Source organism: Novosphingobium indicum (assembly GCF_014645195.1).
Classification (GTDB): domain Bacteria; phylum Pseudomonadota; class Alphaproteobacteria; order Sphingomonadales; family Sphingomonadaceae; genus Novosphingobium; species Novosphingobium indicum.
Genome location: NZ_BMLK01000020.1, coordinates 15423 through 31062, shown reverse-complemented (window position 1 = coordinate 31062; position 15640 = coordinate 15423). Strand labels below are relative to the sequence as shown.

16 protein-coding genes are annotated in these 15640 nt (G+C 65.8%); 14 read left to right on the top strand and 2 right to left on the bottom strand.

The annotated features are described in order from the left end of the window. Positions 1-143: 143 nt before the first annotated feature. The 11 genes from IEX64_RS18280 (at position 144) to IEX64_RS18230 (ending at position 12224) form a co-directional block, all read left to right on the top strand. The gene (locus IEX64_RS18280) at positions 144-608 is read left to right on the top strand and encodes a formate dehydrogenase subunit gamma (RefSeq protein ID WP_188821911.1); all 465 of its coding nucleotides are present in this window, start codon (positions 144-146) and stop codon (positions 606-608) included. Then, a complete protein-coding gene (locus IEX64_RS18275) occupies positions 605-2158 on the top strand; it encodes a formate dehydrogenase beta subunit (protein WP_188821909.1) in 1554 nt (517 codons plus the stop codon). The genes IEX64_RS18280 and IEX64_RS18275 overlap by 4 nt, the downstream gene beginning before the upstream one ends. 174 nt (positions 2159-2332) lie before the next feature. Beyond that, positions 2333-5173 (top strand): formate dehydrogenase subunit alpha, encoded by a 2841-nt coding sequence (gene fdhF, locus IEX64_RS18270; protein WP_188821907.1) that lies wholly within the window; start codon positions 2333-2335, stop codon positions 5171-5173. Next, positions 5170-5415 (top strand): formate dehydrogenase subunit delta, encoded by a 246-nt coding sequence (locus tag IEX64_RS18265; protein WP_229710556.1) that lies wholly within the window; start codon positions 5170-5172, stop codon positions 5413-5415. Before fdhF ends, IEX64_RS18265 begins: the two co-directional genes overlap by 4 nt. A 127-nt stretch (positions 5416-5542) precedes the next feature. After that, on the top strand, positions 5543-6475 hold the full coding sequence (locus tag IEX64_RS18260; protein ID WP_188821905.1) for an MBL fold metallo-hydrolase: 933 nt from the start codon (positions 5543-5545) through the stop codon (positions 6473-6475). 151 nt (positions 6476-6626) lie between these two features. Next, positions 6627-7439: a bifunctional DNA-formamidopyrimidine glycosylase/DNA-(apurinic or apyrimidinic site) lyase gene (gene mutM / locus IEX64_RS18255; protein ID WP_188821903.1), complete on the top strand. Its 813-nt coding sequence runs from the start codon at positions 6627-6629 to the stop codon at positions 7437-7439. Between the two features lie 135 nt (positions 7440-7574). Further along, entirely contained in the window at positions 7575-7835 is a 261-nt protein-coding gene (gene rpsT, locus IEX64_RS18250) for a 30S ribosomal protein S20 (RefSeq protein WP_188821901.1), read from the top strand. Between the two features lie 527 nt (positions 7836-8362). Continuing rightward, entirely contained in the window at positions 8363-9796 is a 1434-nt protein-coding gene (dnaA, locus tag IEX64_RS18245; RefSeq protein ID WP_188821899.1) for a chromosomal replication initiator protein DnaA, read from the top strand. A gap of 266 nt (positions 9797-10062) precedes the next feature. Continuing rightward, the gene (locus tag IEX64_RS18240; protein ID WP_188821897.1) at positions 10063-10917 is read left to right on the top strand and encodes a GGDEF domain-containing protein; all 855 of its coding nucleotides are present in this window, start codon (positions 10063-10065) and stop codon (positions 10915-10917) included. Positions 10918-11038: 121 nt separating this feature from the next. After that, positions 11039-11437: a DUF983 domain-containing protein gene (locus IEX64_RS18235; protein WP_188821895.1), complete on the top strand. Its 399-nt coding sequence runs from the start codon at positions 11039-11041 to the stop codon at positions 11435-11437. A gap of 13 nt (positions 11438-11450) precedes the next feature. Beyond that, positions 11451-12224, top strand: coding sequence for a HesA/MoeB/ThiF family protein (locus tag IEX64_RS18230; RefSeq protein WP_188821893.1), 774 nt, complete (start codon positions 11451-11453; stop codon positions 12222-12224). 310 nt (positions 12225-12534) lie between these two features. Here the strand turns inward: IEX64_RS18230 and IEX64_RS18225 are convergent, their stop codons facing one another. Both IEX64_RS18225 and IEX64_RS18220 read right to left on the bottom strand, forming a co-directional pair. Further along, positions 12535-12876 (bottom strand): GFA family protein, encoded by a 342-nt coding sequence (locus IEX64_RS18225; protein WP_188821891.1) that lies wholly within the window; start codon positions 12874-12876, stop codon positions 12535-12537. Further along, a complete protein-coding gene (locus tag IEX64_RS18220; protein WP_188821889.1) occupies positions 12873-13571 on the bottom strand; it encodes an NAD-dependent deacylase in 699 nt (232 codons plus the stop codon). Before IEX64_RS18220 ends, IEX64_RS18225 begins: the two co-directional genes overlap by 4 nt. A 105-nt stretch (positions 13572-13676) precedes the next feature. Between IEX64_RS18220 and dapB the strand changes: the two genes are divergently transcribed. The 3 genes from dapB (at position 13677) to IEX64_RS18205 (ending at position 15553) form a co-directional block, all read left to right on the top strand. Beyond that, positions 13677-14405, top strand: a complete 729-nt coding sequence (gene dapB, locus IEX64_RS18215; RefSeq protein WP_188821886.1) for a 4-hydroxy-tetrahydrodipicolinate reductase — start codon at positions 13677-13679, stop codon at positions 14403-14405. A gap of 11 nt (positions 14406-14416) precedes the next feature. Then, positions 14417-15079: an endonuclease III gene (gene nth, locus IEX64_RS18210; protein WP_506330856.1), complete on the top strand. Its 663-nt coding sequence runs from the start codon at positions 14417-14419 to the stop codon at positions 15077-15079. Between the two features lie 78 nt (positions 15080-15157). Continuing rightward, positions 15158-15553, top strand: a complete 396-nt coding sequence (locus IEX64_RS18205; RefSeq protein WP_188821882.1) for a hypothetical protein — start codon at positions 15158-15160, stop codon at positions 15551-15553. The last annotated feature ends 87 nt before the right edge of the window (positions 15554-15640 follow it).

Sequence of the window (15640 nt, the reverse complement as noted above, 5' to 3'; positions counted from 1 at the left end):
AAATCATTGCCGGTGTGTTCACCGAATCGATGACGTGGTAGAGTCAGGCGGTCGCCAGAAGCTGCGTCTATGGCAGCCATGCCTCTGATCTATTTGACCGGTCGTGCGGGTTGTCGCAGCGTGCCGTCAAAGAGAAAGACGCCATGACAGATATCGCCGGTATCCGGACCTTCATCGACCGTTTCGTGCAGCCAGACATGCGCGGTGCGCTGCTGCCGCTGCTCCATGCCCTGCAGGAAGAGTTCGGCCACATCCCCTCGCAGGCAGTCCCCGCGATAGCCGAAACGCTGAATCTCAGCCGCGCGGAAGTGCACGGGGTGATCAGCTTCTATCCCGATTTTCGCACCGAGCCCCCTGCCCGCCATGTGATCAAGCTGTGCCGCGCCGAAAGCTGCCAGTCGCGCGGCGGCGCAGCCATCGAGGGCGAACTGGCCCGCCATCTCGGTGTCGCGATGGGCCATGCCCGCAAGGACGGTCAGGTCGCGCTCGAGCCGGTCTATTGCCTCGGCCTCTGCGCCATTGGCCCCAATGCCCTGGTCGACGGGCGTCCGGTTGCGCGCATCGACGAGGCGCAGGTGGAAGCCATAGCCCGCGAGGTGGAGGCATGACCCGCGTCTTCATAAGCCGCGACATGGCCTCTGTCGCGCTCGGCGCCGATGCCGTGGCCGAGGCCTTTGCCCAGGCGGGCTGCGAGGTGGTGCGCACAGGATCGCGCGGGCTCTTCGCCATCGAACCGCTGGTGGAAGTCGAGACCGGTGCCGAACGGATTGCCTATGGCCCGGTCGGTCCCGGCGACGTGGAAGCGGTCCTGAACGGTTCCCATGCAAACTGCATCGGCCCCATCGAGGAGCATCCGTTCTTCTCGGGCCAGCAGCGCTTTACCTTTGCCCGCTGCGGCATGATCGATCCGCTCAGCATGGCCGACTATGCCGCGAACGGCGGCTGGAAAGGGCTGGACGCCGCCGATGCGCTCTCGCCGCAGGAGGTGGTCGAGGCGGTCAAGGTCTCCGGCCTGCGCGGGCGCGGCGGCGCGGGCTTTCCCACCGGCATCAAGTGGCAGACGGTGCTCGACACACCGGCGGACGAGAAGTTCGTGGTCTGCAACGCCGACGAGGGCGACAGCGGCACCTTCGCCGACCGCATGCTGATGGAAGGCGACCCCTTCCACCTGATCGAGGGCATGGCGATTGCCAGCTACGCGGTCGGCGCGCGCCACGGCTACATCTACGTCCGCAGCGAGTATCCCTTCGCGGTCGAGACCATGCGTGAGGCGATCGCCCGTTCGGTCGACAGGATCGCGCCGTTCACGCTGGAAGTGCGCGTGGGCGCGGGCTCTTATGTTTGCGGGGAGGAAACCTCGCTGCTAGAATCGATCGAGGGCAAGCGCGGCGAAGTGCGCGTCAAGCCCCCGCTGCCCGCGATCGAGGGCCTCTGGGACAAACCCACCGTCATCAACAATGTGCTCAGCCTCTCTGCCGTGCCCTTTATCCTCGCCGAAGGGCCGCAAGCCTATGCCGATGTGGGCTTCGGCCGCTCGCGCGGGACGATGCCGATCCAGATCGCGGGCAACGTGAAGAACGGTGGGCTCTACGAAGTCGGTTTCGGGCTGACGCTGGGCGAACTGGTCAACCAGATCGGCGGCGGCACGGCCAGTGGCCGCCCGGTGCGCGCGGTGCAGGTCGGCGGGCCGCTCGGCGCCTATTTCCCGCCCTCGATGTTCCACCTGCCCTTCGATTACGAGGCCTTTGCCGAGGCGGGCGGGCTGATCGGCCATGCCGGGATCACCGTGTTCGACGACACCGTGGACATGGCGAAGATGGCGCGCTTTGCCATGGAATTCTGCGCGGTCGAAAGCTGCGGCAAGTGTACGCCCTGCCGCATCGGCTCGACACGCGGCACCGAACTGATCGACCGCATCGTCGCCAAGGCCCCGCGCACGGCAGGCACGGTCGAGACGCTTCCGCAGATCCGCAACGCCCGCATCGCGGCGCGCACGCACGACGAGGAAATCGAGCTGCTGCGCGATCTGTGCGACACGATGAAACACGGCTCGCTCTGCGCGCTGGGCGGCTTCACGCCCTACCCGGTGCTGAGCGCCCTCGATCATTTCCCCGAAGACTTCGGCAGCACGCCCGCGCTTACCGAGACGGCGGAATAACATGATCTACGTGCGCGTTCGTTCCACCCTCACTCGTCGCCCCCGCCCCTTCGACACGCTCAGGATCGGGGGCCCCGCTTTTCTCCTCTACGCCACAAGGAAAAGCGGGATCCCCGCCTTCGCGGGTATGACGGGACTAGGGATGCACACTTCGGATTCAGGTGAGTAAGACCCATGACGTTCACCCGCGAAAAGGACTTCGGCACCCCGAAAGCAACGGGCGAGGCCGTATCGCTCACCATCGACGGCCAGCCGGTCTCGGTTCCCGCCGGAACCTCGATTATGCGCGCGGCGGCCATGGTCGATACCGCGATCCCCAAGCTCTGCGCCACCGACAGCCTCGAGAGCTTCGGCTCGTGCCGCATGTGCCTTGTCGAGATCGAGGGCCGCAAAGGCTATCCCGCCTCCTGCACCACTCCGGTCGCGCCGGACATGGTCGTGCGCACCGAGACCGACAAGTTACGCAAGCTGCGGCGCGGGGTGATGGAGCTCTATATCTCCGACCACCCGCTCGACTGCCTCACCTGCCCCGCCAACGGTGATTGCGAGTTGCAGGATCAGGCGGGCGCGGTGGGCCTGCGCGATGTGCGCTTCGGCTATGAAGGCGCCAATCACCTCGAAAGCTGCAAGGACGAGAGCAACCCCTACTTCACCTTCGATCCGGCCAAGTGCATCGTCTGCTCGCGCTGCGTGCGCGCCTGCGACGAAGTGCAGGGCACGCTGGCGCTGACCGTCGACGGGCGCGGTTTCGCAAGCAAGATCGCGGCAAGCCAGGACGAGGATTTCCTGTCCTCCGAATGCGTGTCCTGCGGCGCCTGCGTGCAGGCCTGCCCGACTTCGGCGCTGATCGAGAACACCGTCATCGACAAGGGCACGCCAGACCGCGCCGTCGTCACTACGTGCGCCTATTGCGGCGTCGGCTGCACGTTCCGCGCCGAGATGCGCGGCGAGGAGCTAGTGCGCATGGTGCCCTGGAAGGAAGGCAAGGCCAATCACGGCCACTCCTGCGTGAAAGGCCGTTTCGCCTGGGGCTATGCCCAGCACCGCGACCGCATCCTCAATCCGATGGTCCGCGCTTCGGTCGATGAGCCCTGGCGCGAGGTTTCGTGGGACGAGGCGATCGCCCATGTCGCCTCCGAATTCCGCCGCATCCAGAGCAGCTACGGCACCCGCGCGATCGGCGGCATCACCTCCAGCCGCTGCACCAACGAGGAGACCTACCTCGTCCAGAAGCTGATCCGGCAGGGCTTCGGCAACAACAACGTCGATACCTGCGCGCGCGTCTGCCACTCGCCGACCGGATACGGGCTCAAGACCACCTTCGGCACCTCGGCGGGCACGCAGGATTTCGACAGCGTCGAGCAGGCGGACGTGATCCTCGTCATCGGCGCCAACCCGACCGACGGGCACCCCGTCTTCGCCAGCCGGATGAAGCGGCGCTTGCGGGAGGGCGCCAGGCTGATCGTCGTCGACCCGCGCCGCATCGACCTCGTGCGCTCGCCGCATATCGAGGCCGCGCACCACCTGCCGCTGCGCCCGGGCACCAATGTCGCGCTGCTCACCGCCATGGCGCACGTGATCGTCACCGAGGGGCTGGTGGACGAGGTTTATGTGCGCGAGCGCTGCGACGGCGAGGCATACGGGGAATGGGCCGCCTTCGTCTCCGAACCCGCCCGCTCGCCCGAAGCCATCGAGGATCTCACCTGCGTACCCGCCGCCGACCTGCGCGCCGCCGCCCGGCTCTATGCCACCGGCGGCAACGGCGCGATCTACTACGGCCTCGGCGTCACCGAGCACTCGCAGGGCTCCTCGACCGTCATGGCCATCGCCAACCTCGCGATGGCGACCGGCAATGTCGGCAAGCCCGGCGCCGGCGTGAATCCGCTGCGCGGGCAGAACAACGTGCAGGGCTCGTGCGACATGGGCAGCTTCCCGCACGAACTGCCCGGCTATCGCCACGTCTCCGACAGCGCCACCCGCGCGCTGTTCGAAGCGGACTGGGGCACCGTGCTCGATGCCGAGCCGGGCCTGCGCATCAACAACATGCTCGATGCCGCGACCGACGGCATCTTCAAGGGCATCTTCATCCAGGGCGAGGACATCCTCCAGTCCGACCCCAACACGAAGCACGTCGCGGCGGGCCTTGCGGCGATGGAATGCGTCGTCGTGCAGGACATCTTCCTCAACGAGACCGCCAATTACGCGCACGTCTTTCTGCCGGGCTCTACCTTCCTCGAGAAGGACGGCACGTTCACCAATGCCGAACGCCGCATCCAGATGGTGCGCAAGGTGATGGAGCCGAAGAACGGGTACGCGGACTGGGAAGTCGTCCAGCTCGTGGCGAACGCCATGGGGCTGGACTGGACCTACACCCACCCCTCACAAGTGATGGACGAGATTGCGCGGCTGACGCCGACTTTCGCAGGCGTTTCCTTCGATGTGCTGGAAGAGCGCGGATCGGTGCAGTGGCCGATGAACGCGGCGGCGCCCGAGGGCACGCCGACGATGCACCTCGACCACTTCGTACGCGGCAAGGGTCTCTTCGTCGTCACCGACTATGTCCCCACCGACGAGCGGACCGGCCCGCGCTTCCCGCTGCTGCTCACCACGGGCCGCATCCTCAGCCAGTACAATGTCGGCGCGCAGACGCGGCGCACCGAAAACGGCGCCTGGCATGCGGAAGACCGGCTGGAGATCCACCCCCACGATGCCGAGAACCGGGGCATCCGCGATGGCGACTGGGTGGCCCTGCGCAGCCGTGCAGGCGAGACCGCCCTGCGCGCGCTGATCACCGACCGCGTCGCGCCGGGCGTCGTCTATACGACCTTCCACCACCCCGACACGCAGGCCAACGTCATCACCACCGATTTCTCGGACTGGGCGACGAACTGCCCGGAATACAAGGTGACCGCCGTTCAGGTCATGCCCTCGAATGGTCCCTCGGACTGGCAAACACGCTATCGTGAGCAGTCCGACCGCAGCCGCCGCATCGCCACGGTCGAGCCCGCGGAATGAGTGATCATGCAATGATGAGTACCGACGAGCGCCTCGCCTATATGGCCGAGCATATCCTGCGCAATTTCGCAACGAGGGGCGACGAAGAGGCCATAGAGGCGACCGCCCAGCATATCGGGCTCTACTGGGACCCGGGCATGAAAGCCCGCGCGGCTGCCATGGCCGACGTGCCGGGCGTACCCCTTTCCGAGGCCGCACGCGCCGTGTTCCGGCGCCTGGGGGAAGAACAGCCTCTCGATTGACCGGCCATCCCGGCGCGGGCTGGGATCGCTCTCAATGTTGCGCTTGGCCCGAAACGATCCCAGCCTTCGCTGGGATGACGTCCAGTATTACACTTGCGTAAATTGATATTACGCATACGCTGGCCTCATGCAGACTCTCCCGCGCGCCGCCGGCCCCCTCGCCCTTCTCGCCCGCCTGCTCCTGCCGGCCGGTGCCGCCCTGCTTGTAGCGACCTCGCCCGTGCCGCCCGAAGCGCCGCAATTCGAACACTGGATCGACGGCACGACCGAGAGCGAGCCGGAAATGCAGGTCCAGCAGATCGATGCGGACACTTTCGTCATCCGCCAGTCGGTGAAGACCAACTTCGAAGCGCCGTTTCTCTACCTGCTGTTCGGCAACGAAAGGGCGATTCTGATCGATTCGGGTGCCGGAGGGCTCAAGATCCGCCCGACCATCGATGGACTGGTCAGTCAGTGGCAAGCTGCCCACGGCGACCATCCGATTCGCCTGATCGTCGCCCATTCGCACGGGCACGGCGATCACCACGCCGGGGACGAGGAATTCCGCGACCGGCCGAACACCGATGTTGTCGGTCTCGCACCCGAACAGGTCGCCGCCTTCTTCGGCATGGGCGACGGCTGGCCGAGCGACACGGCGCGATTCGATCTCGGCGGACGCGTGCTCGACATTATCCCGACGCCCGGCCATCAGCCCGCGCACATCATGGTCTACGATGAGCGCACCAAGCTGCTCTTCTCGGGCGACATGCTCTATCCGGGCCGCCTCTACGTGCCGCACGGCGAGTTCGACACGTTCCGCGCGAGCGCCGACCGGCTGGCCGCCTTCGCCAGGACTCACCCGATCCGGGCGCTGCTGGGCGCGCATATCGAGATGACAACGACGCCGGGCGAGGACTACGCGATGCAGGCGCCGGAGCATCCCTCGGAGCATGCCTTGCCCCTCCCGCCCACCGTGATCACCGAACTGCAGCAAGCGGCCGCCAATGCCGGCCCGGAGCCGAAAATCGACCGTCACGCGGATTTCATCGTCTACCCGCTCCCGCCGCGACCTGCGGAGTAAACGCTCCCCAAAAGGAAGCTCGTCATCCCGGCGCAGGCTGGGATCGCTGTGAGCAAGGCGCAACATCGAGAGCGATCCCAGCTTGCGCCGGGATGACAGCTTGCGGATCGCCTCATGACAGGCTCCGCCGATCGCGCTAACGCCTCGGCAAATGCCAGAACTTCCCGAAGTCGAAACCACTGTTCGCGGACTTGCCCGTTTTCTCGAGGGCGAGCGAATCGCGCGCGTTCAGGTCAACCGGCCCGACTTGCGCCGGCCCTTCCCACCCGATCTCGTCCAGACGCTGACCGGCGCGCGCGTCACCGCGATGGGGCGGCGCGCCAAGTACGGGCTGATCCATACCGACCGCGAGACCACCATGGTCTTTCACCTCGGCATGTCCGGCCGGTGGCGGATAGAGCCCGAGCAGCCCGAGAAGCACGACCACCTCGTGATGGAAACCGAATCGGGTCACGTTCTGGCGCTCAACGATGCCCGCCGCTTCGGCTCGGTCGATCTGGTCCCCACGGAAGGGCTGGAAGCCTGGGGTCCGTTTGCCGGGATGGGTCCGGAACCTCTGGGGCCCGATCTCAACCCGCAGCATCTCAAGCGCGCCTTCAAGGGCCGAATCGCCCCCATCAAGCAGATGCTGCTCGACCAGGGCATCGTGGCCGGGCTCGGCAATATCTACGTGTGCGAGGCGCTCTTCCGTTCGGGTATCCGTCCGGACAAGGCAGCGGGGCGGGTATCGCTGCCCGCCCTCGCCCGGCTGGTGCCCGATATCCGCACCGTGCTGGGCGAATCGATTGCCGCAGGCGGCTCGACCATTCGCGACTATGCGCAGCCTACGGGGGAGTTGGGATACTTTGCCGCCTCCTGGCAGGTCTATGGCCGCGAGGGGCAGCCCTGCGCCTGCGGGGCGCCGGTCCTGCGCTTCGTGCAGGGTGGGCGCAGCACCTTCTGGTGCCGCAAATGCCAGAAATGAGCGGGTTCGCGCTGCGCATCCGGCTTGACGCAACGCGGGGTCGACGTTAAGGGGCGCGCTTTCCGGCGAGTCCGCTCGCCATCTTCAGATTCGACAGGCAATGGGGCCGCACGGCGGCCAGACAGAGGAAATTCGATGGCCAATACGCCGCAAGCCCGCAAGCGCATCCGTCGCAACGAGCGTCGCGCTCTGATCAATACCAACCGCATGAGCCGCATCCGCACCTTCGTGAAGAAGGTCGAGAGCGCCATCGCCGGCGGCGACAAGACCGCTGCTTCGGCTGCCCTCAAGGAAATGCAGCCGGAACTGGCGCGCGGTGTTGCCCGCGGCGTGGTGCACAAGAACACCGCAGCGCGCAAAATGTCGCGTCTGTCCAAGCGCGTCTCGGCGCTCTGATCGGAGCATCGATTCGGCGCTCGGGAGGCAGGTGCCAGACACCTGTTTTAAGCACGAAACAGGAACGGGGCAGGAAGCATCGCTTCCGGCTCCGTTTTTGTTTCTGCTGCGTTGCCGCATGATCGCCAGCAAATGCCCGGAAACCCTACGATTCGTTCCACCGCATCGCAGAACACATTGATTTTTTTAGATAAAAAAATTTTGTCGGTGAAATCCCGCAGGCATCCTTGTGTCAACCGGCATAATTTTATTTATTTGGCTAAGCCCGTATTGCGCGCTGCCCGAACCTCTCCTTAGAAGGGCGCTCGGCCGTCGCGGAACCGGCCGGGGTAATTACGATAGAACGCACGACGAAAGCTGCAAACAGGCGTTTGCGGTGTGAGGTTCTTTTGCTTCTCTCGTAGCGATACGGTTCCAAAACGGCTGCTGGGGTCACACACGAACCAGGGGAGTTCGAGCGGGTGTCAGGGTCATCGGGTCAAAACACAAATTCAACGAACAGAAAGTCGAAGGCGGTGCGAGTAGTGATGGAAGAGGATCAGGAAGCCGTGAATCTGGCGGCCGACTGGGCAGACATCAGCCAGGGCCTGCGCAAGGACCTGGGGCACCAGGTTCACAGCCAGTGGATCCGGCCGATTCAGCCGGGTAACTACTGCAAGGAAACCGGCACGCTCGACCTCTATCTGCCGACCGAATTCTCGGCAAACTGGGTCAACGATCGTTTCGCCGATCGCCTCTCGCTGGCCTGGAAGATCGCGCGTCCGGACGTGCGCCACGTGCGCATTCTCGTGCATCCGGGCCGCCGCCAGCTGCCTGAGCTGCGCCTGGGTGGCGGTGGCCGTCCCTCGAGCGCGCCGGCCAATGATTCGGCGCAGGGTTCGTCCGATCCGCTGTCGGCGGCACTGGCAGGCGAATCGTTCGCCTCGCTGGGTCAGGGCCCGGCAGGCATCGACGCATCGCAGACGTTCGCCAGCTTCGTGACCGGCACTGCCAACGTGCTGGCATTCAACGCCGCGCAGCGCATGGCCGCGACCGAAAAGCCGCAGTTCTCGCCGCTTTATCTCAAGGCCGCCACCGGCCAGGGCAAGACGCACCTGCTGCACGCGATCGGCCATGCCTATCTCGCCAACCACCCGCATGCGCGGATCTTCTACTGCTCTGCCGAGCGCTTCATGGTCGAGTTCGTCCAGGCGCTGCGCCAGAACCAGATGATCGAGTTCAAGGCCCGCCTGCGCGGCTTCGACCTGCTGCTGGTGGACGACATCCAGTTCATCATCGGCAAGGCTTCGGCGCAGGAAGAGCTGCTCTACACGATCGATGCGCTCTTGGCCGAGGGCAAGCGCCTCGTCTTTGCCGCCGACCGCGCGCCGCAGGCGCTCGACGGGGTCGAACCGCGCCTGCTCAGCCGCCTGTCGATGGGTCTGGTCGCCGACATCCTGCCGGCCGACATCGAACTGCGCCGCTCGATCCTCGAGAACCGCCTCCAGCGCTTCGCCTCGATCGAGGTGCCGGCCGACGTGATCGAGTTCCTCGCACGCACCATCAACCGCAACGTGCGCGAGCTTGTGGGCGGCCTCAACAAGCTGATCGCCTATGCCCAGCTCACCGGGCAGGAAGTCTCGCTGCAGCTGGCCGAGGAACAGCTCACCGACATCCTCTCGGCCAACCGCCGCCGGATCACCATCGACGAGATCCAGCGCACGGTCTGCCAGTTCTATCGCATCGACCGCACCGAGATGAGCTCCAAGCGCCGCGCCCGCGCCGTCGTGCGTCCGCGCCAGGTGGCGATGTACCTCGCCAAGGTGCTCACCCCGCGCTCCTACCCGGAGATCGGCCGCAAGTTCGGCGGGCGCGATCACTCCACCGTGATCCACGCCGTGCGCCTCATCGAGGAACTGCGCACGCGCGATGCCGACATGGACGGTGACGTCCGCTCGCTGCTGCGCCAGCTGGAAAGCTGAGCCGTCGGCCCGACCGGGCTTGATACCGAAAGACACTGTGAAAAAGCCTGCGAGGCGGCGTCTGCCCCTCGCAGGCTTTTTCACATCCGGCTCAAACTCCACTGCACTTCGGACCAAATACTTACGTGATGTGCAATCGATATTTCCCGGAATTCCGGGCTTTCTGGCCGAAGGTCTTAACACTTTACTAAGGGATAAGGCGCAGCGTCACAGTCACACCCTGCGATCTTTTCGCAGTCATCGTAACTGGAAGAGGCAATCCCCCCATGCGCTTCTACAACGCCACGGCCTTTCTATTTCCGAAGCACTACGAATGGCGGATCCTGTGTATCTGCTTCGGCGCCGTCCACCTCCCGCTGATTGCCTACGTCGGCCTGCAAGCCGCCACCGGACACTGGGACGTGACCACCCTGCTCACGCTGCTGGCTGCAACGCTGGTCGGCACCGGGCTGGGCCTCGCCGCCATCCGCGCCCTGCTCTCACCCATTGCCGAGGCCACGCAGATGCTGCGCTCGGTCCAGGACGGCGAACCGATTGCGAAAATACCGCGCGGCGCGGACGATCTCGTCGGCCGCCTGCTGGGCGGTGTCGCCACGGCCGCCAACGAATCGGCGGCTCGAATCAAACGCCTCGTCGATGCCGCCGAGCGCGACCCACTGACCGGCATTCGCAACCGCCGCGGCTTCACCGATTCGGCGCGCGAGATCCTGCTCGGGCACCAGACCGCCGTGCTGGCCCTGATCGACATCGACCACTTCAAGTTGATCAACGACCAGTTCGACCACGAGGCCGGCGATGTCGTGCTGAAGACCGTGGCCGGCAGGCTGGAGAGCGAACTGCGCCGGACCGACCTTTCCGCCCGCTGGGGCGGCGAGGAGTTCGCGGTGCTCCTGCCCGATACGATGCTCGACGAGGCGCGCATGATCATGGAGCGCCTGCGCGCCTCGGTCGCGCTCGATCGCACGCTCGACGAACAGGGCTGGCCGGTCACGTTCTCCTGCGGCCTCGCCTCGATCCGCGACTTCGCGCAGTTCGACGAGGTTATCCGTCAGGCCGACGCGGCGCTCTACGGCGCCAAGAACGGCGGCCGCAACCGCGTTCACGTCTCGGCAGCGGAGTAAACAGTTCCCCCCGGGCCGGCCGGCTTCCTCCGCACGGGAAGCCGGCCGGTTTACGTTCGGGCGAGGTGCAACCGGGATTTCCGGCTTCACCGCCAGCCGCCCATGCTGTAGGCGCAGCCCCATGATACCTGCCACTTTCGTTCAGGCCGCGCTGCGCGGCATTCGCGGCAAGTGCCCGCGCTGCGGAGAAGGCCACCTGTTTCGCAAGTGGCTCAAGCCTCTGGAGCGCTGCCCTGTCTGCACGCTGGACCTGACGCCGCAGCGCGCGGACGACTTCCCGGCCTACATCGCGATTCTCGTCACCGGCCACCTGATGGCCCCGCTGATCATCGCGCTTTCGCTCGATTTCGAACTCGGCCCGCTGGCGATGATCTCGATCCTCGTGCCGCTGGCGCTCGTGATGATGCTGGGGATGCTGCAACCGGCCAAGGGCGCGGTGATCTCCGCCCAGTGGTGGTTCGGCCTGCACGGCTTCCTCAAGGAACGCCTGCCCGAAGACACGCCTTCGGACCCGGCCTGAAGCCCGGCCCGCAATGAGCCTTTCGCCAGACCGTCTTTCGCGTTTCGCACGCCATATCGTGCTGCCCGAAGTGGGCGGCGCCGGCCAAGTCGCACTGGCCGATGCACACGTGGTGCTTGTCGGCTGCGGCGGGATAGGCAGTCCTGCACTGCAATACCTCGCCGCAGCCGGCATAGGACATCTGACACTGGTGGACGACGACGTCGTGGACGTCAGCAACCTTCAGCGTCAGACGATATTTGCGCCGTCTGATATCGGCAGGCCCAAGGCGGAAGTGGCGGCCGAATGGGTGCGGCGTTTTGATCTTGGCCTTGAGGTGGAGGCAGTCGTTATGCGGGTGGGGGGTGCCAACGCTGCCCGGATCCTCTCCGGCGCGAGCCTCGTAGTAGACGGGTGTGACAACTTCGCGACTCGCCTGACGGTGTCAGATGCCTGTGTCGAATTGAAAATTCCGCTTACCAGCGCCGCCATCGGCCGGTTCCAGGGGCAAGTCGCCAACTTCGCCGGGCACCTGCCGGGCCAGCCCTGCTACCGCTGCTTCGTGGGCGATGCCTTCGATGCTGAGGATTGCGACACCTGCGCGGCTGACGGCGTACTCGGCGCGATGGTGGGCATGGTCGGCACCTTCGCCGTCATGCATGCGATCCGCGTACTGCTCGACGGGCACGCGGCTTTCGGCGATCCGCAATTCGGCACGCTGCAGCTGATCGACGGCATGGCCCCCTCGATGCGCCCGCTGCGGATCGCCAAGGATCCCGCCTGCAAGGGATGTGGCCAGAAGGCCTGACCGGCGTCTCACGAGGCCGGGGCGAAGCCCCGCTTCCGTTCGTGTCGAGCGAAGTCGAGACACGTGGGCGCTACAGTGTCTCGACTTCGCTCGACACGAACGGTGGGCGGTCGCTGCGGGTGAGAACGGACCCAACAAAGCGTTCGCATCATAATCGTCGCCCCCGCGCAGGCGGGGGCCCCGCTACTTTTCCATGCTTACTCTGTGTGAAAAGCGGGATCCCCGCCTGCGCGGGGATGACGGCGAATAGGGCGGAGAGGAATAAGGCAGGAACGACAGGACGTCGCGATGCCCATCTGCCGTCGTCGCGCTAGAAACTGGCGCCGTCGGTGAACTCGACCGGAATACCCGCGAGCACGGACGGCGCGAACATCCGCATGTTCACGCCCATGCGCTTGTAATGATGATCGGCAGCCGTCCAGTGCGTGGTGCACCCGCAATGGGTGCAGTGCCAGACGGTAAGCGACCGGTCTCCCCACCGGTACCCGCCCGCATCGCCGTCCACAGTGACCTCCGCAGGATCGAAGTAGCCCCACAGCCCCGCAATCCGTCTGCAGATCGAGCAATTGCATTCGCTGACCGTTTCAGGCGCATGGGTGATCGTGAGCGTGATGGCGCTGCAATGACAGCTGCCATGCAAGACGCCGGTCATGAAAGCATCTCGTCCACCCAGGCTGGCACCACCTCACTCGCCGGGCCATGCCGCGCCTCGTCGAACCACAAGGTGCCCTGCGACGGCTCCAGATTAAGCTCCAGCGTCGCTGCGCCCAGATCGCGTGCATTGCGCACGAAACCCGCAGCCGGATAGACCGCGCCAGAGGTCCCGATCGAAACGAACAGATCCGCCTCCTGCAGCGCGGCGAAGATCTCTTCCATGCGATAGGGAATCTCGCCGAACCACACGACATCGGGCCGCAAGGCGCTCTCGCCGCAGGCCGGACAGGCCGGACCGTCGATCAGCGGCCCGGTCCAGCGCGAGCGCACGTCGCAGGCGGTGCACCAGGCATTGAGGTGTTCGCCATGCATATGCAGCACCCGCTTCGCCCCGGCCCGTTCGTGCAGGTCGTCGACGTTCTGGGTGACGATCAGCAGATTGCCGCTCCATTCGCTGTCGAGCCGCGCCAGCGCATGGTGCGCGGCGTTCGGCTGCTTGGTCTGGATGGCTTCGCGCCGCATGTCGTAGAAGCGCTGGACCAGTTCGGGGTCGCGCGCGAAGGCCTCGGGCGTCGCCACGTCCTCGACGCGGTGTTGCTCCCACAGGCCGCCGCCGTCGCGGAAGGTGTCGATGCCGCTTTCGGCGCTGACGCCGGCGCCGGTGAGGATGACGATGTTGCGAATGGTGGACATGGCGCCATCATAGCCTGCACCGCAACCTTGTCGAAAGAGGCTGTTTGCGCCATGCGGGGCGCGGAACCGCCCGGCGGCGCGCGCAGGGCTAGCGGAGAGTGCGCAGTGACGAAGATCGGAATTATCGGCAGTCAGGGCCGGATGGGCCAGGCCATCGCAGCCGCCGCCGAGGCAGCGGGCGTCGAAGTGGCCGGCGGCGTCGACAAGGACGGCGACGTGGCCACGCTTGCCGCCAAGGTCGATGTGCTGATCGACTTCTCCAGCCCCGGCGCGCTCGAAGGCAATCTCGATGCGGCAATGGCGGCCGGCGTGCCGGTGGTGATCGGCACAACCGGGCTGGAAGAACGGCACCACTGGCTGATCGACAGCGCCGCGCAGGTCATCCCCGTACTCCAGACCGGCAATACCTCGCTCGGCGTCACTCTGCTCGCCCACCTCGTGCGCGAGGCCGCGAACCGGCTCGGCGAGGACTGGGATATCGAGATCGTCGAGACCCACCACCGCATGAAAGTCGATGCGCCTTCGGGCACGGCGCTGCTGCTCGGCGAAGCGGCCGCCGAGGGGCGCGGCATTGCCCTCGCCGACAACTCGGAACGCGGCCGCGACGGCATCACCGGCAAGCGTGAGAGCGGCACCATCGGCTTTGCCGCGCTGCGCGGCGGCACCGTCGCCGGCGATCACGCGGTCATGTTCCTCAGCGACAGCGAGCGCCTCACCCTCTCGCACATGGCCGAGAACCGCACGATCTTCGCCAAGGGCGCGCTGAGAGCCGCCGAATGGGTGCAGGGCAAGCCTGCCGGGCGCTACACGATGCCGGAAGTGCTGGGGCTTTGAAAAAGGACGCCATGTTCGATTTCTTCCGCCGGCTGGCCGAGCTGAACCCCTCGCCCGAGACCGAGCTGGAATTCGGCAATACCTACCAGCTGCTCGTCGCCGTGGTGCTGTCCGCGCAGGCGACCGACGTCGGCGTCAACAAGGCGACGCGGGCGCTGTTTCGCGAAGTGACGACGCCGCAGCAGATGGTCGAGCTGGGCGAGGAAGGGCTCAAGCAGCACATCAAGACCATCGGCCTGTTCAATTCCAAGGCCAAGAACGTCATCGCCCTCTCCGAAATCCTCGTGCGCGACTACGGCGGCGAAGTGCCGGAGGACCGCGACGCGCTGGTCGAACTGCCGGGCGTGGGCCGCAAGACCGCCAATGTGGTGATGAACTGCGCCTTCGGGGCCGAGACCTTCGCGGTCGATACGCACATCTTCCGCGTCGGCAACCGCACCGGCCTCGCCAAGGGCAAGACGCCGCTGGCAGTGGAGAAGCAGCTCGAAAAGAAGGTGCCCGAGCCCTTCCGCGTCGGCGCGCACCATTGGCTGATCCTGCACGGGCGCTATATCTGCAAGGCGCGCACGCCCGAGTGCTGGCGGTGCCCGGTCGTCGACTTGTGCGGTTACAAGCCCAAGGTGATGGAAAAGGGCGCGGCCAAGCCGAAAGCGAAGACCGGCTCGCGTTCCTGAGGTCCAGCATCCCTCAGGCAACACGGTACCGGGAACGGATTGCGCGCCCGAACGTCGGAGTCAGGAGAGGAAAAAGTCATGAACGCCAGAAATCTCGCCATTCTTTGCGCCGCGCCGGTGGCGCTTGCCGCCTGCACGCAGGGCGAACCCGCCAATGCGCCGCCCGTAACGCCCGCCGCCGTGGCCGTAGGACCGGCGCAGGACTGCCTGCCGATCACCCAGTATTCGACCACGCGCATCCGCGACGACCGGACGATCGACTTCATCGGCGGCGCCGGCAACAAGGTCTGGCGCGTGACTCTGCCGAACCGCTGCAGCGGCCTGAAGTCGGCAGACACCTTCACTTTCGAGACGTCGCTGTCGCAGCTGTGCAAGCAGGACATCATTTACCCTCTCCAGCAGTTCGGCAACAACCTGCAGCGCGGTGCCGGCTGCGGCATGGGCGAGTTCGTCCCGGTCAAGCTGGAGCGCTGAACCAACAGCTGCCGTTCGTGTCGAGCGAAGTCGAGACACGCATACCCCGCGCTGACGTGGCTCGGCACGAACGGGATGGACGGACGC